The organism is Micromonospora sp. NPDC047740 (assembly GCF_043204735.1).
Lineage (GTDB): Bacteria > Actinomycetota > Actinomycetes > Mycobacteriales > Micromonosporaceae > Micromonospora.
The window spans coordinates 152727-176861 of record NZ_JBIDCT010000008.1; the positions used below are offsets into that span (position 1 = coordinate 152727).

24 protein-coding genes are annotated in these 24135 nt (G+C 73.5%); 15 read left to right on the forward strand and 9 right to left on the reverse strand.

Annotated features, from left to right (window positions below; genetic code table 11):
• The first annotated feature begins 270 nt into the window (after nucleotides 1–270).
• Nucleotides 271–2802: an ATP-dependent Clp protease ATP-binding subunit gene (locus ACGF4F_RS16810; protein WP_073837748.1), complete on the forward strand. Its 2532-nt coding sequence runs from the start codon at nucleotides 271–273 to the stop codon at nucleotides 2800–2802.
• 276 nt (nucleotides 2803–3078) lie between these two features.
• Here the strand turns inward: ACGF4F_RS16810 and ACGF4F_RS16815 are convergent, their stop codons facing one another.
• Nucleotides 3079–3984, reverse strand: a complete 906-nt coding sequence (locus tag ACGF4F_RS16815) for an A/G-specific adenine glycosylase (protein WP_393078158.1) — start codon at nucleotides 3982–3984, stop codon at nucleotides 3079–3081.
• A gap of 96 nt (nucleotides 3985–4080) precedes the next feature.
• Here ACGF4F_RS16815 and ACGF4F_RS16820 point away from each other — a divergent pair, with 96 nt between their 5' ends.
• The 3 genes from ACGF4F_RS16820 (at nucleotide 4081) to ACGF4F_RS16830 (ending at nucleotide 6013) form a co-directional block, all read left to right on the forward strand.
• Nucleotides 4081–4593, forward strand: a complete 513-nt coding sequence (locus ACGF4F_RS16820; protein ID WP_393078161.1) for a glycine cleavage system protein R — start codon at nucleotides 4081–4083, stop codon at nucleotides 4591–4593.
• Complete coding sequence (locus ACGF4F_RS16825) at nucleotides 4590–5150, forward strand: peptide deformylase (protein ID WP_357439581.1); 561 nt, start codon at nucleotides 4590–4592, stop codon at nucleotides 5148–5150. The genes ACGF4F_RS16820 and ACGF4F_RS16825 overlap by 4 nt, the downstream gene beginning before the upstream one ends.
• A gap of 146 nt (nucleotides 5151–5296) precedes the next feature.
• Nucleotides 5297–6013: a hypothetical protein gene (locus tag ACGF4F_RS16830; RefSeq protein ID WP_393078164.1), complete on the forward strand. Its 717-nt coding sequence runs from the start codon at nucleotides 5297–5299 to the stop codon at nucleotides 6011–6013.
• 39 nt (nucleotides 6014–6052) lie between these two features.
• On the opposite strand, the gene disA is transcribed toward ACGF4F_RS16830, so the two are convergent.
• The 4 genes from disA to ACGF4F_RS16850 all read right to left on the reverse strand — a co-directional run bounded on the left by disA (nucleotide 6053) and on the right by ACGF4F_RS16850 (nucleotide 10672).
• Nucleotides 6053–7234 carry a DNA integrity scanning diadenylate cyclase DisA gene (gene disA, locus ACGF4F_RS16835; RefSeq protein WP_357439587.1) on the reverse strand — a complete coding sequence of 394 codons (1182 nt, stop codon included), beginning with the start codon at nucleotides 7232–7234 and terminating at the stop codon, nucleotides 6053–6055.
• A 141-nt stretch (nucleotides 7235–7375) separates the two neighbouring features.
• Nucleotides 7376–8830: a DNA repair protein RadA gene (gene radA / locus ACGF4F_RS16840; RefSeq protein ID WP_357439590.1), complete on the reverse strand. Its 1455-nt coding sequence runs from the start codon at nucleotides 8828–8830 to the stop codon at nucleotides 7376–7378.
• Nucleotides 8831–8933: 103 nt separating this feature from the next.
• Nucleotides 8934–9692, reverse strand: coding sequence for a hypothetical protein (locus tag ACGF4F_RS16845; RefSeq protein ID WP_357439591.1), 759 nt, complete (start codon nucleotides 9690–9692; stop codon nucleotides 8934–8936).
• 140 nt (nucleotides 9693–9832) lie between these two features.
• Nucleotides 9833–10672 carry a UbiA family prenyltransferase gene (locus ACGF4F_RS16850; RefSeq protein WP_357439594.1) on the reverse strand — a complete coding sequence of 280 codons (840 nt, stop codon included), beginning with the start codon at nucleotides 10670–10672 and terminating at the stop codon, nucleotides 9833–9835.
• Between the two features lie 45 nt (nucleotides 10673–10717).
• Here ACGF4F_RS16850 and ACGF4F_RS16855 point away from each other — a divergent pair, with 45 nt between their 5' ends.
• The 4 genes from ACGF4F_RS16855 (at nucleotide 10718) to ACGF4F_RS16870 (ending at nucleotide 14567) form a co-directional block, all read left to right on the forward strand.
• Nucleotides 10718–11479 (forward strand): methyltransferase domain-containing protein, encoded by a 762-nt coding sequence (locus ACGF4F_RS16855; protein ID WP_357439596.1) that lies wholly within the window; start codon nucleotides 10718–10720, stop codon nucleotides 11477–11479.
• Between the two features lie 42 nt (nucleotides 11480–11521).
• Nucleotides 11522–12688: an acyl-CoA dehydrogenase family protein gene (locus ACGF4F_RS16860; protein WP_393078169.1), complete on the forward strand. Its 1167-nt coding sequence runs from the start codon at nucleotides 11522–11524 to the stop codon at nucleotides 12686–12688.
• 185 nt (nucleotides 12689–12873) lie between these two features.
• Complete coding sequence (locus tag ACGF4F_RS16865; protein ID WP_393078172.1) at nucleotides 12874–13923, forward strand: type III polyketide synthase; 1050 nt, start codon at nucleotides 12874–12876, stop codon at nucleotides 13921–13923.
• 53 nt (nucleotides 13924–13976) lie between these two features.
• A complete protein-coding gene (locus ACGF4F_RS16870) occupies nucleotides 13977–14567 on the forward strand; it encodes a hypothetical protein (protein WP_393078175.1) in 591 nt (196 codons plus the stop codon).
• An 8-nt stretch (nucleotides 14568–14575) separates the two neighbouring features.
• Here the strand turns inward: ACGF4F_RS16870 and ACGF4F_RS16875 are convergent, their stop codons facing one another.
• Complete coding sequence (locus tag ACGF4F_RS16875) at nucleotides 14576–15265, reverse strand: hypothetical protein (RefSeq protein WP_357439606.1); 690 nt, start codon at nucleotides 15263–15265, stop codon at nucleotides 14576–14578.
• 328 nt (nucleotides 15266–15593) lie between these two features.
• Between ACGF4F_RS16875 and ACGF4F_RS16880 the strand changes: the two genes are divergently transcribed.
• Together ACGF4F_RS16880 and ispD are read left to right on the forward strand one after the other, a co-directional pair.
• Nucleotides 15594–16079, forward strand: a complete 486-nt coding sequence (locus tag ACGF4F_RS16880; RefSeq protein WP_007073334.1) for a CarD family transcriptional regulator — start codon at nucleotides 15594–15596, stop codon at nucleotides 16077–16079.
• A gap of 54 nt (nucleotides 16080–16133) precedes the next feature.
• Nucleotides 16134–16835, forward strand: coding sequence for a 2-C-methyl-D-erythritol 4-phosphate cytidylyltransferase (ispD, locus tag ACGF4F_RS16885; protein WP_357439608.1), 702 nt, complete (start codon nucleotides 16134–16136; stop codon nucleotides 16833–16835).
• Here the strand turns inward: ispD and ACGF4F_RS16890 are convergent.
• Together ACGF4F_RS16890 and ACGF4F_RS16895 are read right to left on the reverse strand one after the other, a co-directional pair.
• The gene (locus tag ACGF4F_RS16890; RefSeq protein ID WP_393078179.1) at nucleotides 16815–17477 is read right to left on the reverse strand and encodes a hypothetical protein; all 663 of its coding nucleotides are present in this window, start codon (nucleotides 17475–17477) and stop codon (nucleotides 16815–16817) included. The two genes, ispD and ACGF4F_RS16890, sit on opposite strands and share 21 nt — an antisense overlap.
• A 26-nt stretch (nucleotides 17478–17503) precedes the next feature.
• Nucleotides 17504–18055, reverse strand: coding sequence for a hypothetical protein (locus ACGF4F_RS16895; protein WP_357439611.1), 552 nt, complete (start codon nucleotides 18053–18055; stop codon nucleotides 17504–17506).
• A 135-nt stretch (nucleotides 18056–18190) separates the two neighbouring features.
• On the opposite strand from ACGF4F_RS16895, the gene ACGF4F_RS16900 reads away from it, so the two are divergent.
• From ACGF4F_RS16900 to ACGF4F_RS16910, 3 genes are read left to right on the forward strand one after another with little or no spacing between them, the layout of a single operon-like run.
• Entirely contained in the window at nucleotides 18191–19147 is a 957-nt protein-coding gene (locus tag ACGF4F_RS16900; protein WP_357439614.1) for a helix-turn-helix transcriptional regulator, read from the forward strand.
• A 20-nt stretch (nucleotides 19148–19167) separates the two neighbouring features.
• Nucleotides 19168–19650, forward strand: a complete 483-nt coding sequence (gene ispF / locus ACGF4F_RS16905) for a 2-C-methyl-D-erythritol 2,4-cyclodiphosphate synthase (protein WP_357439617.1) — start codon at nucleotides 19168–19170, stop codon at nucleotides 19648–19650.
• Between the two features lie 38 nt (nucleotides 19651–19688).
• Nucleotides 19689–20714 (forward strand): tetratricopeptide repeat protein, encoded by a 1026-nt coding sequence (locus ACGF4F_RS16910; RefSeq protein ID WP_393078184.1) that lies wholly within the window; start codon nucleotides 19689–19691, stop codon nucleotides 20712–20714.
• On the opposite strand, the gene ACGF4F_RS16915 is transcribed toward ACGF4F_RS16910, so the two are convergent.
• Complete coding sequence (locus ACGF4F_RS16915; RefSeq protein WP_393078187.1) at nucleotides 20707–21906, reverse strand: homogentisate 1,2-dioxygenase; 1200 nt, start codon at nucleotides 21904–21906, stop codon at nucleotides 20707–20709. The two genes, ACGF4F_RS16910 and ACGF4F_RS16915, sit on opposite strands and share 8 nt — an antisense overlap.
• 94 nt (nucleotides 21907–22000) lie before the next feature.
• Here ACGF4F_RS16915 and ACGF4F_RS16920 point away from each other — a divergent pair, with 94 nt between their 5' ends.
• Together ACGF4F_RS16920 and fahA are read left to right on the forward strand one after the other, a co-directional pair.
• A complete protein-coding gene (locus tag ACGF4F_RS16920; protein ID WP_393078190.1) occupies nucleotides 22001–22867 on the forward strand; it encodes a hypothetical protein in 867 nt (288 codons plus the stop codon).
• A complete protein-coding gene (gene fahA / locus ACGF4F_RS16925; RefSeq protein WP_393078193.1) occupies nucleotides 22864–24063 on the forward strand; it encodes a fumarylacetoacetase in 1200 nt (399 codons plus the stop codon). Before ACGF4F_RS16920 ends, fahA begins: the two co-directional genes overlap by 4 nt.
• Nucleotides 24064–24135: the final 72 nt, after the last annotated feature.

Below are 24135 nucleotides of genomic sequence, written 5' to 3' on the forward strand. Positions count from 1 at the left end.
GGAGACGTCCGGGGAGCCCCCGACCGGGCTTTTCCACCCACGGTCGAATTTCGCTCTGCGCGTACAGGCAGGGGTACCGGAACACCTCCTGAGCGTGGACGGTTGTCAGAAACGACGCGTGAACGGCCATTCGCGGGGTCGCACGACCTCAGCGGAGTCGGTCCGCGGCGATAGAGTAAGGAGGCACGGACGCCCGTCCCGGACGTCCGCGCACCGGCCCCGCCAAGATCTAGACCATCAAGGCGCACGGCACGTGAGGAGCACGAGGGCATGTTCGAGCGGTTCACCGACCGAGCGCGACGGGTTGTCGTCCTGGCCCAGGAAGAGGCCCGGATGCTCAACCACAACTACATCGGTACGGAGCACATCCTGCTGGGCCTGATCCACGAGGGTGAGGGTGTCGCGGCAAAGGCCCTGGAGAGCCTCGGCATCTCCCTCGAGGGCGTCCGCCAGCAGGTCGAGGAGATCATCGGCCAGGGCCAGCAGGCGCCGAGCGGGCACATCCCGTTCACGCCGCGGGCCAAGAAGGTGCTGGAGCTGTCGCTGCGTGAGGCGCTGCAGCTCGGCCACAACTACATCGGCACGGAGCACATCCTGCTCGGCCTGATCCGCGAGGGTGAGGGCGTCGCCGCCCAGGTGCTGGTCAAGCTCGGCGCGGACCTCAACCGAGTCCGCCAGCAGGTGATCCAGCTGCTCTCCGGCTACCAGGGCAAGGAGCCGGCCGCGGCAGGTGCCGCGCCGGGTGAGGCCGCGCCGTCGACCAGCCTCGTGCTGGACCAGTTCGGCCGCAACCTGACCCAGGCCGCCCGCGAGGGCAAGCTCGACCCGGTCATCGGGCGCGAGAAGGAAATCGAGCGGGTCATGCAGGTGCTCTCCCGCCGTACCAAGAACAACCCGGTCCTGATCGGTGAGCCCGGCGTCGGCAAGACCGCCGTGGTGGAGGGGCTGTCCCAGAAGATCATCAAGGGCGAGGTGCCCGAGACGCTGAAGGACAAGCAGCTCTACACGCTGGACCTCGGTGCCCTGGTGGCCGGCTCGCGCTACCGCGGCGACTTCGAGGAGCGCCTGAAGAAGGTGCTCAAGGAGATTCGCACCCGCGGCGACATCATCCTGTTCATCGACGAGATCCACACCCTGGTGGGTGCGGGTGCCGCCGAGGGCGCGATCGACGCCGCCAGCATCCTCAAGCCGATGCTGGCCCGTGGCGAGCTGCAGACCATCGGCGCCACCACCCTCGACGAATACCGCAAGCACCTGGAGAAGGACGCCGCTCTCGAGCGCCGCTTCCAGCCGATCCAGGTGGGTGAGCCCTCGCTGGCGCACACCATCGAGATCCTCAAGGGCCTGCGGGACCGCTACGAGGCGCACCACCGGGTGAGCATCACCGACGCCGCCCTGGTGGCCGCCGCCACCCTGGCCGACCGGTACATCTCCGACCGCTTCCTGCCGGACAAGGCGATCGACCTGATCGACGAGGCCGGTGCCCGGATGCGCATCCGCCGGATGACCGCGCCGCCAGACCTGCGTGACTTCGACGAGCGCATCGCCCAGGTGCGCCGCGACAAGGAGTCCGCGATCGACGCGCAGGACTTCGAGCGGGCCGCTCAGCTCCGCGACAAGGAGAAGCAGCTGCTCGGCCAGAAGGCCCAGCGGGAGAAGGAGTGGAAGGCCGGTGACCTGGACGTCGTCAGCGAGGTCGACGACGAGCAGATCGCCGAGGTGCTCGGCAACTGGACCGGCATCCCGGTCTACAAGCTGACCGAGGAGGAGACCTCGCGCCTGCTGCGCATGGAGGACGAGCTGCACAAGCGCGTCATCGGCCAGGAGGACGCGGTCAAGGCGGTCTCGAAGGCGATCCGGCGTACCCGGGCCGGCCTGAAGGACCCGAAGCGCCCGTCCGGCTCGTTCATCTTCGCCGGCCCGTCCGGTGTGGGTAAGACCGAGCTGTCCAAGGCGCTCGCCGAATTCCTGTTCGGCAGCGAGGACGCCCTCATCCAGCTGGACATGTCCGAGTTCCACGACCGGTACACGGTGTCCCGGCTGGTGGGTGCCCCTCCCGGCTACGTCGGCTACGACGAGGGCGGGCAGCTGACCGAGAAGGTGCGCCGTCGGCCGTTCTCGGTGGTCCTGTTCGACGAGATCGAGAAGGCCCACCCGGACGTGTTCAACACGCTCCTCCAGATCCTGGAGGACGGGCGGCTCACGGACGGCCAGGGTCGGATCGTGGACTTCAAGAACACGGTCATCATCCTGACCACCAACCTCGGTACGCGGGACGTCGCCAAGGCGGTCTCGCTGGGCTTCCAGGCCTCTGAGGACTCCGAGTCGAACTACGACCGGATGAAGCAGAAGGTCAACGACGAGCTCAAGCAGCACTTCCGGCCCGAGTTCCTGAACCGGATCGACGACACCATCGTCTTCCACCAGCTGCGGGAGAACGAGATCCTGTCGATCGTGGACATCATGATCCAGCGGATCGAGACCCAGCTGAAGAACAAGGACATGGGCCTGGAGCTGACCGACAACGCCAAGAAGTACCTGGCGAAGAAGGGCTTCGACCCGGTGCTGGGCGCGCGGCCGCTGCGTCGCACGATCCAGCGCGACATCGAGGACAACCTCTCCGAGCGGATCCTCTTCAACGAGCTGACCCCGGGTCAGATCGTGGTGGTGGACTGCGAGGGCGACCCGAGCAACATCGACAAGTCCAAGCTCGTCTTCCGGGGCGCCGACCGGCCGGTGGCCGTGCCGGACGCCGTCCCGGCGGACCTCGGTGGCGCCGCCACCGCAGGTGCGGACGAGTAAGGCACATCAAACAGGGCGACGGCCCCGGTCGGCGAAAGCCACCGGGGCCGTCGCCTTTTCCTGCTCCTGCCCTGCTCCTGCCCCGCCCTGCCCCACACCGTCTCGCCGGACCGCCTTGCCGGCTCGGCGCAAATCCGGCCGCGTCGCCGTCGCGCTTGATCGACGCGAGGTCGGCGATGTGGTGGTGTCCGCGTCGGCGTAATGCCGCCAGTTCGGCGATTCGGCGTCCTCGCGGGGGCGAGATACCGCCAGGTCCGCCGGCGGCCCGGGGTGGGATCAGGGGCGGGGGAGCGGGATCGGGGGGCCGTCGCCGAGCAGGCGGAAGGACTCCTCGCCGACGGGTTCGACCAGTCCGTCGGTGACCAGCCCGGCCAGGGCCCGGGCCCGCTGCACGTCGTCGTGCCACACCTGGTCCAGCCGTTGGTGCGGCACCGGGTCGGTCGCCTCGCGGAGCACCGCGAGCAGCAGGCCGCGTACCTGGCGGTCGGTGCCGGCGTAGCGCTGGGGGCGGCGGGTCGGGCCGGCCGGGGCCTCCTGCCCGGACGCCCGCCAGGCGCAGACGGACTCGACCGGGCAGATCGTGCAGCGCGGTGCGCGGGCGGTGCAGATCATGGCGCCGAGTTCCATGAACGCGGCGCTGGCCAGGGCCGCCGCGGCGGGCTCCGCCGGCAGCAGTTCCTCGGTGGCCACCAGGTCGGCGGGGCAGGTGGCCGGTCCGGCGTCCGGCTCCCCGGCGACCGCCCGGCAGACCACCCGGCGCACGTTGGTGTCGACCACCGGGTGCCGCTGCCCGTACGCGAACGCCGCCACCGCCCGGGCCGTGTACGTCCCGACGCCTGGCAGGGCCAGCAACTGGTCCAGCCGGTCCGGCACCGTACCGCCGTGCCGCTCCACGATCGCCACCGCGCAGTCCCGCAGCCGGACGGCCCGGCGGGGGTAGCCGAGCCGGCCCCACATCCGGATCGCCTCGGCTGGAGTGTCCTCGGCGAGCGCGGCCGGGACGGGCCAGCGGGCCAGCCACGCCTCCCAGGCGGGCAGCACCCGGACCACCGGCGTCTGCTGGAGCATGACCTCGCTGACCAGGATGGCCCAGGCGCCGGCGCCCGGCTCGCGCCACGGCAGGTCGCGGGCGTTCCGCTCGTACCACCGGCTGACCAGGGTGGCGAAGGTGGGCTCAGACATCGCGCTGCCGATCATGTCACGGACGGCTTTCTCGCAGGATGGGCGGGCGGGCCGGGCCCCCGCGGCCGACCAGGGCCGACGGGGCAGAATGTCCGGATGAACGAGCTCGCGATCACCGTCATCGGCCGGGACCGGCCGGGCATCGTGGCCGACGTCGCCGAGGCCCTCGCGCGGCTCGGCGCGAACCTCACCGACTCCACGATGACCCGGCTGCGGGGACACTTCGCGATGACCCTGATCTGCGTGGGCCCGGCCGCCGCCGAGGTCGAGGCCGCGCTGGCCCCGCTCGCCGCGGACGGCCAACTGCTGGCCACCGTACGCGCGGTCACCCCCGACGGGCGGACCGCGCCGGCCGGCGAGCCGTACGTGATGGCGGTGCACGGCGCGGACCGGATGGGCATCGTCGCGGCGATGACCCGGGTGCTGGCCGACGCGGGCGGCAATGTCACCGATCTGAGCACCCGGCTGACCGGGTCCCTCTACGTGGTGGTCGCCGAGGTGGAACTGCCGGCGGGCAGCTCCGACGAGGTGGCCGGCCGGCTGGCCCGTACCGCTGCCGAGCTGGGCGTGGGCGTCAGCCTCCGGCCGGCGGACCCGGACCTGCTGTGACCGCCGAGTACGTCGGCCTGGGTGGCTGGACCCCCGAGGCGCTCGGCGTGCCGGGCGAGGTGCGTCCGGTGGTCGCCGCGCCCGACCCGGTGCTCAGCCGGCCCGGGCCGGAGGTCGACCCGACCTCAACCGAGGTGATCCGTCTCGCCGCCGACCTGGTCGCCACCATGCGGGTCTCGCCGGGCTGTGTCGGCCTCGCCGCGCCGCAGGTCGGGGTGGGCGCGCAGGTGTTCGCGGTGGACGTCACCGGCCACCCGAAGGCGGTCACGGTGCACGGCACCTTCGTGCTCTGCAACGCCAAGGTGGTGGAGGCGAGCCGCTGGAAGGCCGGCCGGGAGGGCTGCATGTCGGTGCCCGACCTGACCGGCGATGTGAAGCGGGCCGGCCGCCTCGTGGTCGAGGGGGTGCTGCCGGGCAGCGGCGCGCCGGTGCGGCTGGTGACGGACGGGTTCGAGGCGAGGGCGCTCCAGCACGAGATCGACCACTGCGCCGGACTGCTCTTTCTCGACCGGGTCGCCGGGGCGCACGCCGTCTACCAGCGCAAGGTCTATCTCTGAGCCGTCTTGGTCATGGCGCTGCGCGCCCGTCCGGAGCCGCTCGGTGACGACCTGCCGTCGAGTGTGGAGGGCCGGCTCGGCCGGGTTCGTCCGTACCGGCGCGTCGTGCCCCGCGTCGTGCGGTACGCCGCTACGGTGAACGCATCATGCGTCTGACGGTCGGCCCCCTGCCACCCGCCGTGTACTGGCGGCGTCGCGCCGTCGTGCTCGGAGCGGGGCTTCTCTTCCTGATTGTCCTGCTCTATTCCTGCACCGGCACGGAGCGCAACAACACCGGCGCGACGGGTGCCGATCCCTCGGCGAAGGCGTCCGGGCCGGCGCCGCAGCCGACCGGGTCGGTGCTGACACCGACCTCCGGCAGCCCGTCCCCGACGCCCGGCGACGCCGGCGGCGACTCGGGCGGCTCGGACAGCGGGCAGAGCGGCGGCGGGTCCAACGACGTGCCGGCCGCCCCGGTGGTCGACGACGGCACCTGCGCCGACTCCGAGATCCGGGTGACCCCGGTGGCCCTGCCGGCCACCGCCCGGCAGGGCACGGTGGTCACCCTCCGGCTCAAGGTCAAGAACGTGTCGAACCGTACCTGCAGCCGGGATGTGGGCGCCGACCTCCAGGAACTGTTCGTCAAGGTCGGCGCGGAGAAGGTCTGGTCCTCGGACACCTGCGGCACCGGCAAGGGCTCGGACGTGCAGTCGTTCACGCCGAACTTCGAGCGCTCCTACGAGCTGGGCTGGAACGGCCGGTACAGCACGAAGTGCGCGAACGGTCTGGCCGACGGCCCGTACGCGCAGCCCGGCGCGTACCAGGTCTTCGCCCGGGTGGGCACCAAGCTCAGCGAGCCGGTGAAGCTGACCATCACCGGCTGATCGGAGGCCGGCTGACCGGCGGCCGGGGCGGACGCGGGCTCAGACGTAACGCTCCAGGATGGACGCCTCGGCGAGCCGGGACAGGCCCTCGCGGACCCCCCGGGCGCGGGCGTCGCCCACTCCCTCGACCGTCTGCAGGTCCTCCACGGTGGCGCCGAGCAGCCGTTGGAGGCTGCCGAAGTGCACCACCAGCCGGTCGACCACGGCCGTGGGGAGCCGGGGCACCTTGGCCAGCAGGCGGAAGCCGCGCGGGCTCACCGCCGCGTCGAGGGCGTCGGAGGCGGACGGGTAGCCGATGGCCTTGGCCACCGCCACCAGGTCGATCAGCTCGGTGGCGCTGAGCAGGTCCAGCTCGACCAGCGCCTCGTCGAGGGTGCGGGACTTGCGGCCGACCGGGAGGTAGTCCCGGATGACCAGGGTGCGGTCGGCGTCCACGCCGGCCATCAGCTCGTCGAGCTGGAGGGCGAGCAGCCGGCCGTCGGTGCCCAACTCCACCACGTACCCGGCAATCTCGTCGGCGATCCGGCGGACCATCTCCAGCCGCTGCACCACGGCCACCGCGTCGCGTACGGTCACCAGATCCTCGATCTCCAGGGCGGAGAGGGTGCCGGAGACCTCGTCCAGGCGGAGCTTGTAGCGCTCCAGGGTGGCCAGGGCCTGGTTGGCGCGGGACAGGATGGCCGCCGAGTCGTCCAGCACGTGCCGCTGGCCGTTGACGTAGAGGCTGATGATCCGCATGGACTGGCTCACCGAGATGACCGGGTAGCCGGTCTGCCGGGCCACCCGCTCGGCCGTGCGGTGCCGGGTGCCGGACTCCTCGGTGGGGATGGACGGGTCGGGCATCAGGTGCACCGCGGCCCGGACGATCCGCGTGCCGTCGCTGGAGAGCACCACGGCGCCGTCCATCTTGCACAGCTCGCGGACCCGGGTGGCGGAGAACTCCACGTCCAGCGGGAAGCCGCCGGTGCAGAGCTGCTCGACCACCTTGTCGTAGCCGAGCACGATGAGCGCGCCGGTGCGGCCGCGCAGGATGCGCTCGAGCCCGTCGCGCAGCGCGGTGCCCGGCGCCATCAGGGCGAGGTTGGCGCGCAGCGGATCTCCGCCGGCGCCGACGCCTCCGGTGACGGTCACGTTGATCGGACGGGCGGGGGAGCCCACCGCGCCGGTGCGGGCGTGCGGCGTCGCCGCGGCGGGCTTGGTGGCATCGCGGTCGATCGGCACGGGCACAGTCTACGGACTGCCGTGCGGTGGGTGCTCTCGTGGTTACTGTGATGTGTCACGATGTCCTACTTCGGTGATCAACAACCGGGTGCGCCCGGTGCCCGAAATGGCCCAGCCGGTCCGCCCCTGCCGCCCCACGCGTCACTCCGCGGACGCGCGGGCGGCCGCCTGAAGTGCCGCACGGACGTCGGTGACCTCGATCACCCGCATGTTGTCCTGCGTCACCCCGCTGCTGGTCGGACCACAGCCCGGCGGCACCAGGGCCAACCGGAAACCGAGCCGGGCCGCCTCGGCCAGCCGGCGGGGGACCGCACCGACCCGGCGCACCTCGCCGGTGAGCCCGACCTCGCCGATCGCCACCAGATGCGGGGCGATGGCCAGGTTGAGGCCGCCGGACGCGACCGCGAGCGCCACGGCCAGGTCGGCCGCCGGCTCCACCACCCGGATGCCGCCCACGGTGGCGGCGAACACCTCGCGGTCGTGCAGGGTCAGCCGCTCGGTCCGCCGCTGGAGCACCGCCAGGACCATCGCCAGCCGGGCCCCGTCCAGCCCCGAGACCGTACGCCGCGGCGAGCCGGCCACGGTGGCCCCGATCAGCGCCTGCACCTCGGTCACCAGGGCCCGCCGGCCCTCCATCGCCACCGTGACGCAGGTGCCCGGCACCGGCTCGGCGTAGCGGGTCAGGAAGAGCCCGGACGGGTCGGCCAGGCTGCTGATGCCACCCTCGTGCATCTCGAAGCAGCCCACCTCGTCCGCCGCGCCGAACCGGTTCTTCACCCCCCGGACCATCCGCAGCGACGAGTGCTTGTCGCCCTCGAAGTGCAGCACCACGTCGACCAGGTGCTCCAGCACCCGGGGGCCGGCGACCTGACCGTCCTTCGTCACGTGGCCGACCAGCACGGTGGCGATGCCCCGCTCCTTCGCGACCGTCACCAGGGCCGCGGTGACCGCCCGGACCTGGGTCACCCCGCCCGGCACGCCCTCCGTACCGGTGGTCGAGATCGTCTGCACCGAGTCGAGCACCAGCAGTCCCGGCTTGACCGCGTCGAGGTGGCCGAGCACCGCCGACAGGTCGCTCTCGGCGGCCAGATAGAGCTGCTCGTGCAGGGTGCCCATCCGCTCGGCGCGCAGCCGCACCTGGCTGACCGACTCCTCGCCGCTCACCACCAGGGACGGGCTGCCGGCGTTGGCCGCCCACTGCTGGGCGACGTCGAGCAGCAGCGTCGACTTGCCGACCCCCGGCTCGCCGGCGAGCAGCACCACCGCACCGGGCACGAGGCCACCGCCGAGCACCCGGTCGAGCTCGCTGACCCCGGTCGGCCGGGCCCGGGCCGGCGCGGCGCTGATGGTGGCGATCGGACGGGCCGGCTCGGCGGGCATCCGGGAGCTGACCACCCGGCCGGAGACCAGCGGCCCGGTGACGGTGCACTCGACCACCGAGCCCCACTCGCCGCACTCCGGGCAGCGCCCGACCCACTTGGGTGGCTGGTGGCCGCAGGCGTCGCACTCGTACGCCGGGCGCGGCTCGCGGGCGGCGCCCCGGCTCCGGCCGGTGGCGGCGGTGGTGCGGGGGGACGTCGATCGGGAGGTGCTCACCCCAGGACGCTAACCGGGCGGTACGACGAAAGCCCACCCGGAAACGTCGACACCGCCGGCGTGGCGCTGGCCACACCGGCGGTGTCGTCGACGAACGGGTCGGTCAGCTGTGGCCGCCACCCTCCACCAGGCCACCGGGGTGGCCGGCGCCACCCTCCTCCTCGCGGGGCTGCACGACCGGCGAAGGGCGCGCGGCCGGGGTCAGCGGGACGCCGACCGGGGCCGCGGTCTTGATGGTCTTGCCGTTGCCGAAGTCGAAGATCAGGTCGACCTGCTGGCCGGAGAGCAGCTTGTCGTTCAGGCCGACGAGCTGGAGGAACCGGCCGCTGTTGGCGTTGAGCTGGGCGTAGCCGAGCGCCGGGATCTCGATCCGGGCCGGCTGGGTCGGCGCCGACTCGCTCGGCGAGGCCGACGGGCTGGCCGAGGCGCTGGCGGACTCGGCGGCGCTGGCGGAGGCCGACGGCTCGGTCGGGCTGGGCGACGCGGACGCCGGCTCGGTGGCCGACTCGCTCGGGCTCGCCTGGGCGCCGCTCGGCGTGGCACCGGCCAGCACCACGTCCCGGGCGCTGTCGGTGGTGACCGTCACGGTGACCGGGGACGCGCTGTCGTTGTAGATCACCATGTTGAGCGGGGCGTCGGCGCCCGCCTGGTAGCCCTCGACGCCGGGGAACTGCACGTACAGGCCGCGCACCGCGTAGACGTTGTCGGGGGTCTGGACGTTGACGCCCTGCACCGACGGGATCTTCTTGGCGGTCTCGGCCACCTGGCCGGCGCCACACCCGGACAGCAGCAGGCTTGTCGCCGCCGCCGTACCGGCCAGCAACAGGGCCGCCCGCCGGGAACCCCTGATCGAGCGCGTCACGTCGGTCCTCCTCGTCACGATCCCCACCCGGCCGTACGCCGGGCACGGGGTGGTCATACCCGCGCAGACCGCGCTCCAGGGTAGTTGGGGCTGATCGAGGCCCGCACGCCGACCCGGTTATGCCACCTTCCGGGGATCCGTCACACCACCCGTCCGTTCGCCACCAGCAGGACCACATCGATGAGCGCCACCAGCATCACCGCCCGGAAGGCGGCCACCGGCCGGCCACCGGTCCGGGCAGCGGCCCGGCCGGCGTACCAGCCGAGGGCCGGTACCAGGACGGCGGCGGCGACCGCCGACAGGCCCGCCCACGACGGCGGCCCGGGCGGCCCGACGACCAGGATGACGGTGGCCGCGAGGAGCAGCGCGGCGGCGGCCACCCGGCTGCCCGCCGCGCCGAGCCGGTGCGGCAGCCCGCGCACCCCGGTCCGGGCGTCGTCGGCCAGGTCGGGCAGGACGTTGGCGAAGTGGGCCCCGGCGCCCAGGCAGGCGCCGGCGGCTACCAGCCAGACCGGGGGTGCGGGCGCGCCGGGCAGGGCCAGCACCACGAACGCGGGCAGCGTGCCGAAGGAGACCGCGTACGGCAGCACGGACACCGGGGTCGACTTCAGCGGCCAGTTGTAGAGCAGCGCCGACACCAGCCCGAGTGTCACGCAGAGCGCCGCCGCGCCGCCCGTGAGCAGCGCCACCAGCGGGGTGGCGACGGCGGCCGCGACCGCGGCTCGGGCGAGGGGACGCCGTCCGATCAGCCCGCTGGCCACCGGCTTGTCGGTACGTCCCACCGCGGCGTCCCGGTCGGCGTCGATGAGGTCGTTGCTCCACCCGACGGCGAGTTGGCTGGCCAGCACGGTGAGCACCACGACGGCGATCCCGACGGGTCGGTGCCCGACACCCCAGGCCAGCAGCCCGGCCACCACGGTGACCGCGGCGGCCGGCTCCGGATGGCTCGCCCTGACCAGCCCTAACACCGACGACGACATAAGAGAAGTCTGGTCGTTAACGGGGAGTCGTGTCACGCTCTGTCCATGCGCGACGCGGCCCCCGTGTCCACCCCGCTCCGGGTGCTGCCACCCAACGACCCCCGCCAGTACGACGACCTGGCCGGCGAGTGGTGGCGGCCCGACGGGGCGTTCGCGATGCTGCACTGGCTGGCCCGGGCCCGGGCCGACCTGGTGCCCCCGGCGTCCAGGTCGGACGCCGTCCTGGTCGACCTCGGCTGCGGCGCCGGGCTGCTCGCCCCGCACCTGGCCGGCAAGGGCTACCGGCATATCGGGGTGGACCTCACCCGTTCCGCCCTCGTCCAGGCCGCCGCGCACGGGGTGGCCGCGCTCCGCGCCGACGCCACCGCCGTCCCGCTCGCGGCCGGCTGCGCCGACGTGGTCTCGGCCGGCGAACTGCTGGAACACGTGCCGGACTGGCGTCGCGCGGTGGCCGAGGCGTGTCGCCTGCTGCGTCCGGGCGGCCTGCTGGTGCTGGACACCCTCAACGACACCGTGCTGGCCCGGCTGATCGCGGTGGAGATCGGCGAACGGCTGCCCACGGTGCCACGCGGCATCCACGATCCACGGTTGTTCGTGGACGCCCGCGCGCTGGTCGCCGAGTGCGCCCGACACGGCGTGGCGCTGCGCTTGCGGGGGATCCGTCCCGAGCTGGGTGGGACGCTGGCCTGGCTGCTGCGCCGGATGCGGAGCGGCGCCACCGACCGTCCGCCCGGGCGGACGCCCCGGATCGTGCCGACCTGGTCCAGAGCCGTGCTCTACCAGGGCCAGGGGGTCCGGCACGGATAGCCGGGGCCGGCCGGGGTAGAGGGACGCCGAGAAGGGGGCGACATGACTGTGCACGCGCTGGAGGCGGCCCGCCGGTTGGCACCGCGACTGGCTGCCCGCGCGGCGGGGCACGACCGGGACGGCTCCTTTCCGGTCGACGACTTCGCCGACCTGCGGGAGGCCGGGCTCTTCGGGCTGATGGTGCCCCGGGAGCTGGGCGGCGCGGGCGCCAGCTTCGCCGGGTACGCCGCCGTCGCCACCGAGCTGGCCCGGGGCAACGGCGCCACCGCGCTGGTGTTCAACATGCACGCCTCGGTCACCGGGGCGCTCGGCGCGGTCACCGAGGAACTGGCCGAGGCGCTCGGCGTACCGGACGAGGCGCTGGCCGCCCGGGACCGGCTGCTCCGCGCCGCGGCCGACGGCGCCTGGTACGCGGTGGCGATGAGCGAGCGCGGCGCCGGCGCCCGGCTGTCGCAGCTCAGCACGGTGTACGAGCCGGTCGACGGGGGCTGGCACATCAAGGGCAGCAAGACCTTCTGCTCGGGTGCCGGGCATCCGGACGGCTATCTGGTCGCCGCCCGCAGCGCCGCCGACCAGTCGGTGGTCTCCCAGTTCCTCGTGCCGGCCGGCGAGGGCATCACCGTCGAGGCCACCTGGGACTCACTGGGCATGCGTGCCACCTCCTCGCACGACCTGCATCTGGACGTCACCGTGCCCGCCGACCGGCTGCTCGGCGGGGTGGAGGGACTGGCCCTGGTGGTCGCCCAGCTCATGCCGCACTGGTTGGTGGCCAGCTACGCCGCGGTCTACGTCGGGGTGGCCCGGGCGGCGATCGAGGCCGCGGCCGAGCACCTGAACGCCCGTAACCTCGCCGGCCTGCCCGCGGTCCGGCCCCGGCTGGGCCGGGCGGACGCGGCGGTCGCGGCGGCCGAGCTGGTGGTGGCCGAGGCGGCCCGCCGGGTCGACGAGGCGCCCGGCGACCCGGAGACCAACCGCTGGGTGTGGCGGGCCAAGCTGCTGGCCGGCACCACCGCCGCCGACGTTGCGGCGTCCATGCTGGAGGCCGCCGGCACCTCGGCCACCCGCCGGGGCCACCCGCTGGAGCGGCTCTACCGGGACGCCCGGTGCGGCTCGCTGCACCCGGCGACCTCCGACGTCTGCGCCGACTGGCTCGGCATCGCCGCGCTCGGCGGCGACCCGGACCGCGACGGCGCGACGCCCCGCTGGTGAGCGCGGCGGGCCAGCACCGGCGACGGGCGCCGGCCGTTGGTGAGCGCGGCGGGCGAACCCCGCGGTCGCGACCGGGAGATGGTCGTTGGTGACCGCGAGGAGTGAGCCGGGTTTGCGAACCCCGCAGTCGCGAACGGGAGATGGTCGTTGGTGAAGCGTGGGATCGGAAACGAGAGGTGGGCGACATGGCCGTGCCGGTGATCGCGGGTGTGGGTACGGCCTTGCCGCCGGCCACGACGCAGGACGAGCTCTGGGACGGCTTCTTCGCGAAGCATTTCTCCGGGACCACGCACGCCCTGGCCGAGCGCATCTTCGCCAACTCCGGGGTGTCCCGGCGACAGGCGGCGGTGAACCCGTTGCTGGAGGACGTCTCCGAGTGGCCGACCGAGCGCCGGATGCGGCGCTACCAGGTCGAGGCGTTGCCGCTCGGCAAGGAGGCGGTGGGCCGGGCGCTCACCGCCGCCGGACTGGACGCCGGTGACGTCGGGCTGTTCGTGGTCTGTTCCTGCACCGGGTACGCCACCCCGGGGCTGGACATCCTGCTCGCCCGGGACCTGGGCATGGCCCCGGACACCCAGCGCATGTTCGTCGGCCACATGGGCTGCTACGCGGCCCTGCCCGGGCTCGGCGCGGCCAGCGACTTCGTCAGCGCCCGCGGCCGCCCGGCGCTGCTGCTCTGCGCCGAGCTGACCAGCCTGCACATCCAGCCCGCCGGCGTCCGGGTGGACACCCAGCAGATCGTCTCGCACGCGCTCTTCTCGGACGCCGCGGTCGCCGCCGTGCTCGTCCCCGGCGGCCGGGGGTACGCGCTGCGCGAGGTCACCTCGGTCACCGACACCTCGACCGCCGACCACATGACCTGGGACGTCACCGACACCGGTTTCCGGATGGGGCTGTCGCCGAAGGTCCCGCAGGTGCTCTCGCGCCACGTCCGGGGGCTGGTCGACGAGCTGCTGGCCCGGCACGGGCGGACGGTCTCCGAGGTGGACGGCTGGGCGGTGCACCCGGGCGGCCCGCGCATCCTCAACGTGGTGGACGGGGAACTGGCCCTGCCGCCGGACGCGCTCGCGGCGTCCCGGGCCACGCTGGACGAGCACGGCAACTGTTCGTCTCCGACGGTGTTGCTGATCCTGGATCGGTTGCGCCGGGCCCAGACGCCGCCGGAGCGGATCGTGATGCTCGCGTTCGGACCGGGCCTGACCCTGTACGCCGCCCTGCTCGACCGCATTGGGTGACCGGCCGGTGGCACGGGACGGTGCCGTCCGCGCCGCGCGGCTACCCTGACCGCATGGGCGCCGACGACCGGGTACGGGGTGCGCTGCTGGCCGGGCTGACAGTGGCCGGGCTGGCCGCCGGTGGCTGGTGGTGGCGACAGGCCGCACCGGCGCTCGGTCCGGCGGGTGCCTCACCCAGCCCGTCGGCGGATGCCTTCCTCGAGCCCGGGGTGCGGCTGGGCGACCCGGACACCAGGCGGGTGTTCGTCGACCCGGACACCGGGCAGGTGATCCCGGGACCGGAGGCCGACCCGGACGAGGGCCTGGTCGTCCATCAGGAGCCGGGCGCCGCCGCGGAAGCTTTCAGCACGCGCGCCCTCTGGTCGGAGCGGTCCCACCTCGGCGCGGGTGACGCTCCGTTGGTCCGGCAGACCAATCCGTCGGCCGGCGAGCGCCACCTGCTCGCGGTGTCCTGCACCGGCCCGGGGACGCTGACGGTGGCCTACTCCGGCTCGGACCAGGACAGCACGCCACTGACCACGACCTGTGCGGGGACGCCGCTCGTCCGCCCGCTCACCGCCGGCGGTGGCGGCCCGCTGCTGGTGCGGTTCACCGTGGCCGACGGCGAGGTCGACCTGGATGCCCGGCTCCTGACCGCGCCCTGACCGGTCGGTCAGCCGGCGATACGAGCCAGGTCGTCGCGATACTCCTCGACCTGGCCCAGCTCGGGTACGACCCGCACTAGGGTGCCCTCCCGGTCCACGAGCAGCGCGGGGGCCGTACCGGGGCGGGCCGCGAGGTGGGAGTAGGCGCGCAGCCCGCCGGCCGGGTCGGCGAGGGTGCGTACGCCGGGGGCGGCGGCGGGCTCGGCCTGGCGGCCCTCGGTGACGGTGACCACGGTGACGCCCGGTGGTGCGGCGGCCGCCGCCTGGGTGACCTGTTCGGCGCAGGCGCAGGCGTCCACCAGGACGATCATCGCCGGCAGCAGGCTGCGCAGCGGCACCGGGGACTCGTCGGCGCCGACCAGGTCCAGCGCGGGGAGCGGCCCGACCGCCACCCAGTTGCTCGGGTAGGGGACGACCGTGGGACTGCCGCCGGAGCGCGAGGAGCGGGGCCAGGTGACCGCGGCCAGCCCGGCGAGGGTGATCAACACGGACACCAGCAGGACCAGCAGCGGCAGCCCCAGCGGCGGGCGGCCGCCCGGTCGGGCGGTGCGGCCGGTCCGGCGTAGCTCGCGACGGACCTGCCGGGCCTCCTCGGCGAGGGCCGAGGCGTCGTCGGGGACGACCACCCGACCCCACTCCGGGGGCAGGTCGGGCAGCCCGTCCGGCGGCCCTTGGCCTTCAGCGTCAGGCATGCCCATCGGACCCCCAGGAACCGTCTCGGTGAGCGGACGTCGCGTCCACCTCCCAGGGTCCCGCACCGGTCGGCGTACCGCCACACCTGGGCGCACTCGGGATTCCGGAGCTACCATGGGAGGAGCGCATCGCCCTAGACATCCACGCTCCGTCACCCGCATCGGGTTGTCATCCGTTGGTCACGGAGCGTGTGGAAACCGTCGGTTTGACCGCCTGTCAAGCTGAAGAAATACCTCTCACAGGGCCCCTGAGCTGCGCCAACGGTCAGGACAGCGGTGAGACATCGGTGCCTGAGCGTGTTACCCTAGACACAGCGAAAGGGGTTTCGAACCTATGGTTTTCAGTGTCGGCGAGACCGTTGTTTACCCCCACCACGGGGCCGCACTCATCGAGGCAATCGAGACTCGGGTCATCAAGGGCGAGCCCAAGCAGTACCTCGTCCTGAGGGTCGCGCAGGGTGACCTGACGGTCCGGGTGCCCGCTGAGAACGCCGAGATCGTGGGTGTGCGTGAGGTGGTCGGCGAAGAGGGCCTCGGCAAGGTCTTCGACGTGCTCCGCGCACCGCACACCGAGGAGCCGACCAACTGGTCGCGGCGTTACAAGGCGAATCTGGAGAAGCTGGCCTCCGGCAACCCGCTGAAGGTCGCCGAGGTCGTCCGCGACCTGTGGCGCCGGGAGCGGGAGCGGGGTCTGTCCGCGGGTGAGAAGCGCATGCTCGCCAAGGCCCGCGACATTCTCGTCGGCGAGGTCGCGCTGGCCGAGAAGAGCACCAAGGACGAGGCGGAGACGCTGCTCGACAAGGTGCTGACCGAGGCCTGAGTTCCACAGCATCGTCGTACCCACCCCGTAGCAAAGAAATCCGAGGACCGCGACGTGACCGCGCAGCTCAATCCGCGCGGTGACGTCGCGGTCCTTGTTCCTGCGGCCGGTGCCGGCGTACGCCTCGGTCCCGGCGCCCCCAAGGCGCTCCGGCCGCTCGCCGGCGAGCCGCTGCTGGTGCACGCGGTACGCCGGATCGCGGCGGCGCCCTCCGTGCACACCGTCGTGGTGGCCGCCCCGGCCGCCGACGTCGATTCGGTCCAGGCGATGCTCGCGCCGGTCGCCCCGGTGATCGTGGTGCCCGGCGGCGCGGAGCGCCAGGCGTCGGTGGCCGCCGCGCTGGCCGCCGTCCCCGCCGGCCCGGAGATCGTCCTGGTGCACGACGCGGCCCGCGCGCTGACTCCGCCGGAGCTGATCGAGTCGGTGGCCGCGGCCGTCCGCTCCGGGCACGATGCGGTGATCCCGGTGCTCCCCGTCGTCGACACGATCAAGGAGGTCGGCACGGGCGAGCTGGTCCTCGGCACGGTGGACCGGTCCGCCCTGCGGGCCGTGCAGACCCCGCAGGGCTTCCGCCGGGCGGTGCTGACCGCCGCCCACGCGACGGCCGGCGACCCGCTGACCGACGACGCCGGCCTGGTGGAGAAGCAGGGTGTGCCGGTGGTCTGCGTGCCGGGCTCGGAGTACGCCCTCAAGGTCACCCGGCCGTTCGACCTGGCGCTGGCCGAGCACCTGCTCTCAGCCGGCCAGGCGGGTTAGCGCCAGCTTCGCGATGTCCACGGCGAGACCCTTCAGGTCACCGCCGCGTAGTTTGACGCTGGACACCCCGAGCATCACCTCCAGCGCGTCGCCGTCCCCGACGGCCACGTGCAGGCCGGCCTGGCCGTCGAACCACTCCGCCGGGGTGCCGAGCCCGGACACCTTCTCGGTGCCCTTGAAGAGCGGATTGTTGATCATTGCCGCGCCGCCCCGGTGGTACTGGAGCAGGATGGCCGGCCCGTCCGTCGAGTGGAAGTGGTAGGCGCAGACCGCCACCTCCTGGCTGGACTCGTCGGTGTCGGTGGCGACGATCTCCACCCCGGCCAGTCGCGACATCTCAGTCTTGGTCAGCAGGCACGGGTCCGGTGGCCCGGGGGCCTCCGCTCGGGAAGCGGCCGGGGCGGTCGTCGCCGGGTCGCCGGCGTCGGTGTCCGCACCAGCCGCCGGGCCCGCAGTGCGGGTGTCCGTACCAGCCGCCGGGCCCGCAGTGCGGGTGTCCGTACCAGCCGCCGGGTCCGCAGGGCCGGTGTCCGTGCTGGCCGCGGTGGCCGCCGCATCGTTGGTGACCGGGCTCGGCTGATCGCCGCAGCCGGCGAGGAGGACGACGGCGGCGAGGGCCGCGGCCAGGTGTCGGGTACGCATGCTGGGTCCTTTCTGGTACGGGCGGGTCAGGCGGCCGGGCAGGTGACGGAAGCGACGACGTGTGCCGTTTTCCCGACGTACGCGTCGACGCCGGGCAGGTCCAGGTCGAGCCGGAGCGTGGAGCCGTCGACCGCCCCGGCGGGCAGCGGTGCGACGAACGCGGTGTCGAGGTTCACCTCGACGATCACCTGCGGGTCGCCCTGGAGTTCGCCCGCCTCGGCCTGTCGGGGCGTCCAGACCTTCAGCGCCACCGCGGGGTTTTCACCGCTGGCGACCTTCGACTTGACGACGTCCGCGCCCCGCCCACCGACGAACGGCGGGGTACGCCCCAGCCGGCAATGCTCCCCGTAGGTGTCGGTAATCGACCCGCGCAGCTCGGTGCGGGGCAGGTCGCCCGTGATCACCAGGTCGATCGTGCCCGCCCCGGCGAGCCGTACGTCCGGCTCGACGCCGGCCGACGCGGCCGCGTCCACCGCTTCCCGGGTGCCCGGGTCGACGTCCTCCGGTCCGCACGCGGTCAGCAGTACGGCGACCGCGACGACCACCACGCCGGCCCGCACTGCCCTGCCTCGTCTCATCCTTCTCCTTTGTCGATCTGTCGGGTCGGACCAATGGTGGGGTTGGTGGACCCGACGATCCAGGTCAGTAGCTGCAGCTTCAGCAAGCTGCAGGGTCGAGAATCCGACGTGGACGGCCGGCGGTAGCGTGCCGCCGTGGACCTCGACGAGGAACTGCGCGGGCTCTACGCCCTGACCCTGCGGATGCCCGGTGCCGGTCGGGACGAGTTGGCGTTCGCGCTCGGCGGAGATCAGGCGCAGGTGGCCGACGGCCTGCGCCGGCTGGCCGCGCTGGGCCTGGTCGGTGAGGTGGACGGGCGGGTCGAGGCCGTGCCGCCCGGCGCGGGCCTGGGCCGGTTGCTCCGCGATGGACTGGACGGGGTGTCCCGCCGGCTCGCCGACGTCGAGCGGCTGGTCGCCGAGTTGGAGCCGCTCAGCCGGGAATACGCCGCCGGTCAGCGGGTCGTCGCGGACGCGTCGGTCAGCCTGGTCTCCGGGGTCGGCGAGGCCCGGGACGTGCCGCTCGCGGTCGCGCTGACCAACCCGCCGGTCCGGTCGTACTGCTGCCAGAAGGACCCGCGCTCGTTCGACGGGGCGGTGGTGCCGTGGATGGAGGACCTGCTGCACGCCGCCCGGGAGCGGTTACTGGTCATGTCGTTGCTGGTCGAGGCCGAGGTGCTGGAATCCCCGGCGGCGTCGGGGACGCTGACCCGGTTCGCCGCGGCCGGCATCGAGGTACGCGTCCGTGGCCGGCTGCCCAGCGGCTACTACGTGATGGGCGAGCACGCCGCTCTGCCGCTGAAGTGGGGCGACGACCTGGCCGGCTCGGCGTACCAGTTCCACCTGGTCCGCTCGGCCGTGCTGGTGGCGGCGCTGACCAGCCTTTTCGAGGAGCTGTGGCGGACCGCGGTGCCGCTGGGTGCGGCGAACGATCCGCACCGGCGGGTGGTGGCGCTGCTGGCCCAGGGACTCACCGACGACGCCATCGCCCGCCGGCTCGGTCTCTCCGTACGGACCGTCCGGGCCCGGGTCGCGCGGGTGATGGCTGAGCTGGGCGTGCGTACCCGGTTCCAGGCCGGTGTCGTGGCGGCCCGTTCCGGCTGGCTGGACTGATCCGGGCGTACCCTCGGGTCATGATCGTTCCTCGGGTGGCCATCGGCACCGACGTGCACGCCTTCGCACCCGGGCGGCCGTGCTGGGTGGCCGGCCTGCACTGGCCGGACCAGGACGGCCTGGCCGGTCACTCGGACGCCGACGTGGCGGCGCACGCCGCCTGCAACGCGCTGCTCTCCGCCGCCGGCCTGGGCGACCTGGGCGCGAACTTCGGCGTCGACCAGCCGGAGTGGGCGGGTGCCTCCGGGGTGGCCCTGCTCACCGAGAGCGCCCGGCGGGTCCGGGCGGCGGGGTTCCGGATCGGCAACGTGTCGGTCCAGGTGATCGGTAACCGGCCGAAGATCGGGCCACGTCGGGACGAGGCGCAGCGGGTGCTCTCCGCGGCGGTGGGTGCTCCGGTCACCGTCTCCGCCGCCACCACCGACGGCCTCGGCTTCACCGGCCGTGGCGAAGGGCTGACCGGCATCGCGGTCGCCCTGGTGTACGAGGCCCCGACGGAGTAGGTCGGCAGGGCGGGGCGCGGGCGGCTACGCTCGCCGGGATGCCGAGTGACGCCGCCCCCGACCAGTCCGCCGCCGACGGCTACCTCCAGCGCGCACAGCTCCTCGCCGAGCTGGGCCGGTACGACGAGGCCGCCGGGGAGCTCAGCTCGGCGCTCGCGACCGACCCCGGCAACGCCGACGCGTTGACCATGCTGGCCCAGGTGCACCTCGCCGCCGACCGGGCGGCCGAGGCGCTGGACGCCGCCGAGGCGGCCGTGGCCGCGGCACCGGGGGCCGTACCGCCGCTGGTGGCGCGCGGGATGGCCCTGGTCGACCTGGCACGGTGGAAGGCCGCCGCGAGCACCGCGGACGAGATCCTGGCGCTCGGCCCGATCGACCCGTACGCCCAGCGCAGCGCCGCCGCCATCCTGGCCGGCTCGCGGAACGGGCAGCAGGCGCTCGACGCCGCCTGGCGGGGGGTGGAGCTGGCGCCCGAGGCACCGCAGGCGCACCTCGTGCTCGGCCTGGTCTCGGCCCGGCTGGAGCTGTACGACCTGGCCGAGCGGGCCTACCGGGAGGCGCTGCGGCTCGACCCGCAGCTCGCCGAGGCGCGGCACGACATGGGCGTGATCCGGCTGGAGCAGCGCCGCTACGCGGAGGCGCTGGAGCACCTGACGCAGGCGGCGGCGATGGACCCGGCGCGACTCGACGCCGGCCGGACGATCTCCGCGGGCCTGCGCCGGCTGGTGCTCTACGGCGCCGGCTGGTCGCTGGTCGCCACCGTGGTGGTGGCCTTCCTGGCCCCGGGCGCACCGGGTCTCTCCCGGGTCCTCGCCGTGCTGGCCGCGCTCGGCGGGGCGCTGGTGGTGTGGCGGTACGCGGCCCGGATGCCGGCCCTGCTGAACACGATCCTGCCCGGGCTGCTGCGGGCCGATCGCAGCCTGGCCCTGGCGGTGTACGCGGTCGCCGCCGCACCCCTGCTGCTGGTCCTCTACGCGCTGGTCGGCGGCCCCTGGCCGCTGGTGGCCACCATCACGGTGACCTTGATCGCCGAATTCGCCGTCCTCACCCGCCCGATCAGCTGACCCGCCGCGCCCAGGTCCAGGCGTACCCGTCGTCCTCGCAGGCCGACGCGGCGTCGCAGAGGTCCAGCGGGCGGAAGGTGTCCACCATGACCGCTAGCTCGTCGAAGAAGTCCACCCCGATGGAGCGCTCGGCCGCGCCCGGCTGCGGGCCGTGGGTGAAGCCGGACGGGTGCAGCGAGATCGAGCCCTGTTCGATGCCGGAGCCGCGCCGGGCCTCGTAGTTGCCGCCGGTGTAGAAGAGCATCTCGTCGGAGTCGACGTTGTGGTGGTTGTACGGCACCGGGATGGCGTCCGGGTGGTAGTCCACCTTGCGCGGCACGAACGAGCAGATCACGAAGTTCGGGCCCTGGAAGGTCTGGTGCACGGGCGGCGGCTGGTGCACCCGGCCGGTGATCGGCTCGAAATCGTGGATGGAGAACGCCCACGGGTAGAGGTGCCCGTCCCAGCCGACCACGTCGAACGGGTGGTGGGCATAAACATGACGAGTCCAAACTGTGCCGCTGCCGTCCGGGCGTGCCGCCCGGGACCGGTGCCGGACCAGCACCTCGACGTCCTCGTCGTCCACCAGCAGCGGCGCGTCCGGCCCCCGGACGTCCCGCTCGCAGTAGGGCGAGTGCTCCAGGAACTGCCCGCGTACGGAGAGGTAGCGCTTGGGCGGGCCGATGTGCCCGGCCGCCTCGATGGCGAGCAGCCGGGCCGGTTCGTCGCCGGTGGGCACGAGCCGGTGGATGGTCGAGGTGGGGATGATGACGTAGTCGCCGGCCACCGCATCCAGCACGCCGAACGGCGACTCCACCCGCAGCGAGCCCGCTTCGAGATAGAGGCAGTGGTCACCGGTGGCGTCCCGGAACAGCGGGGACGGCCGGTCGGCCAGCACGTACGCGATCCGCACGTCGTCGTTGGCGAGCAGGTACTGCCGGCCGAGCACCGGGTCGGCACCGGCCCCGTCGAGCTTGTGGGTACGCAGGTGGCGCGGCTTGAGCGGGAGGTTCGGCGCCCGGGTGACGGCGGGCGGGGTGAACTCCTCGGCGGCGACGATCGCGGTCGGTGCGTGCCGGTGGTAGAGCAGGGACGAGTCGGAGGAGAAGCCCTCCTGGCCGACCAGTTCCTCCGCGTAGAGGGTGCCGTCGGGCTGACGGAACTGGGTGTGGCGCTTGCGGGGCACCTCGCCGACCCTGCGGTAGTACGGCATCTCGCCTCCCGATATGTCCCGTTCTCCGGCCAGGAGCGTCCGATAATCGGACGCGGTTGTCCGTTCCTCGTAGCGTCCCGTACATTGTTGTCTCGTGTCAACGCAGGTGCCCCGCCTCTTCGCCGGCCTGGTAGACGACGCCGCGGTCTTCCCGCCCGGCAGCGCCGCGCTGCCGGAGGCGGTGGTCGCCCACCGAGGGCATCGCACCGCCTGGTACGCCGACCTCGTCGGCCCGCTCCTGCTGCCCGCCTCCGCCGTCGCCGCCGGTGAGCTCAGCGGGCTGGTCGATCCGGCGGAGGGATTCGTCACCGGCCTGATCGGCGACACCGGCGTCGCGGGCGTGCCCTTCGCGCTGTCGTTCCTCGCGCCGGACGGGGTCACGGCCCGGCAGATCGAGGTGCCGGTCGCCAAGCGCGGTGAGGACCCGCAGCCCGGCCTGGCCGACCTGCTGAAACTCGCCGAGCGGCTCGACGGCACCCGGGTCTACGCGGAGATCCCGCTGACCTTCGGCCTGTTGGGTGCCCTGGACACGCTCGCCGAGGCGCGGGCCGGCGGGCTGCCGGTCGCGGCCAAGTTCCGCACCGGCGGGCTGGCCGCCGAACTCTTCCCCACCCCGGTCGAGCTGGCCGCGGTGATCTGCGCCTGCCGGGACCGGCAGCTGCCGTTCAAGCTGACCGCCGGGCTGCACCACGCGATTCGCCACCGGGACCCGGAGACCGGCTTCACCCACCACGGCTTCGTCAACGTGCTCGCCGCGGCCCTCGCCGCCACCGATGGCGGTGAGGTGGACGCGGTCGCCGAGCTGCTCGCCGCCACCGACCCGGTACGCGTGGTGGAGCTGGTCCGGGCGCACCGGGACACCGAGCGCCCGCTCTGGGTCGGGTACGGCTCGTGCAGCATCGAGGAACCACTGACCGATCTGATCCGGCTGGGGCTGGTGAACGGGGGCTTTCAGGAATGAGCTGGGTGACGGGTGCCGAGGGTTCGCCGTACGGGGTGACGAACCTGCCGTACGGGGTGTTCCGGCACGGCGACCGCGAGCCGCGGATCGGCGTACGCATCGGCGACTTCGTGCTGGACCTGGCCGGCGCGGAGGCCGCCGGCCTGGTGCTGGCGGCCGGGGCGCTGGGCCGGCCCACGCTGAACGAGTTCATGGCGCTCGGCCGTCCGCAGTGGACCGCCGTCCGGCAGCGGGTCACCGAGCTGCTCACCGAGGCCGCGCACCGCCCGGCGGTGGAGCCGCTGCTGGTGCCACTGCGCGAGGTGGAGCTGCTGCTTCCGTTCGAGGTGGCCGACTACGTCGACTTCTACTCGTGCGAGCACCACGCGGCCAACGTCGGGCAGATCTTCCGGCCGGGCCAGCCGCCGCTGCTGCCGAACTGGAAGCACGTGCCGATCGGCTACCACGGCCGGGCCGGCACCGTGGTGGTCTCCGGCACCCCGGTGGTCCGGCCCACCGGGCAGCGGGCCACCCCGCAGGGCCCGACCACCGGCGCCTCCGTACGCCTGGACATCGAGGCCGAGGTCGGCTTCGTGGTCGGCCTGCCGAGCCGGCTCGGCGACCGGGTGTCCGTCGCGGACTTCGCCGACCACGTCTTCGGCGTGGTGCTGGTCAACGACTGGTCCGCCCGCGACATCCAGGCCTGGGAGTACCAGCCGCTCGGCCCGTTCCTGGGCAAGTCCTTCGCCACCTCGGTCTCGGCGTGGGTGACCCCGCTGGACGCGCTGGCCGACGCCTTCGTCCCCGCCCCCGACCAGGACCCGCCGGTGCAGGGCTATCTGCAGGACATCCCGCACCTCGGGCTGGACCTGGCCATGTCGGTGGAGTGGAACGGTGAGCGGGTCAGCGAGCCGCCCTTCGCCACCATGTACTGGACGCCGGCCCAGCAGCTCGCCCACCTCACGGTCAACGGGGCGTCGCTGCGTACCGGGGATCTCTACGCCTCCGGCACGGTGTCCGGCCCGGAGCGCGGCCAGGTCGGTTCGTTCCTGGAGCTGACCTGGGGCGGGACCGAGCCGGTCAAGTTCGCCGATGGCACCACCCGCACTTTCCTGGAGGACGGCGACACCGTCACCGTCACCGCCACCGCCCCCGGCCCGGACGGCACCACCATCGCCCTCGGCGAGGTCACCGGCACCATCCTTCCGCCCCGCTGAGCAGCGTCTTCACCCTCCGGCCCCGGTCGCACCGGCTGTGCGACCGGGGCCGTTGCGTCCCGCGTTGATCGT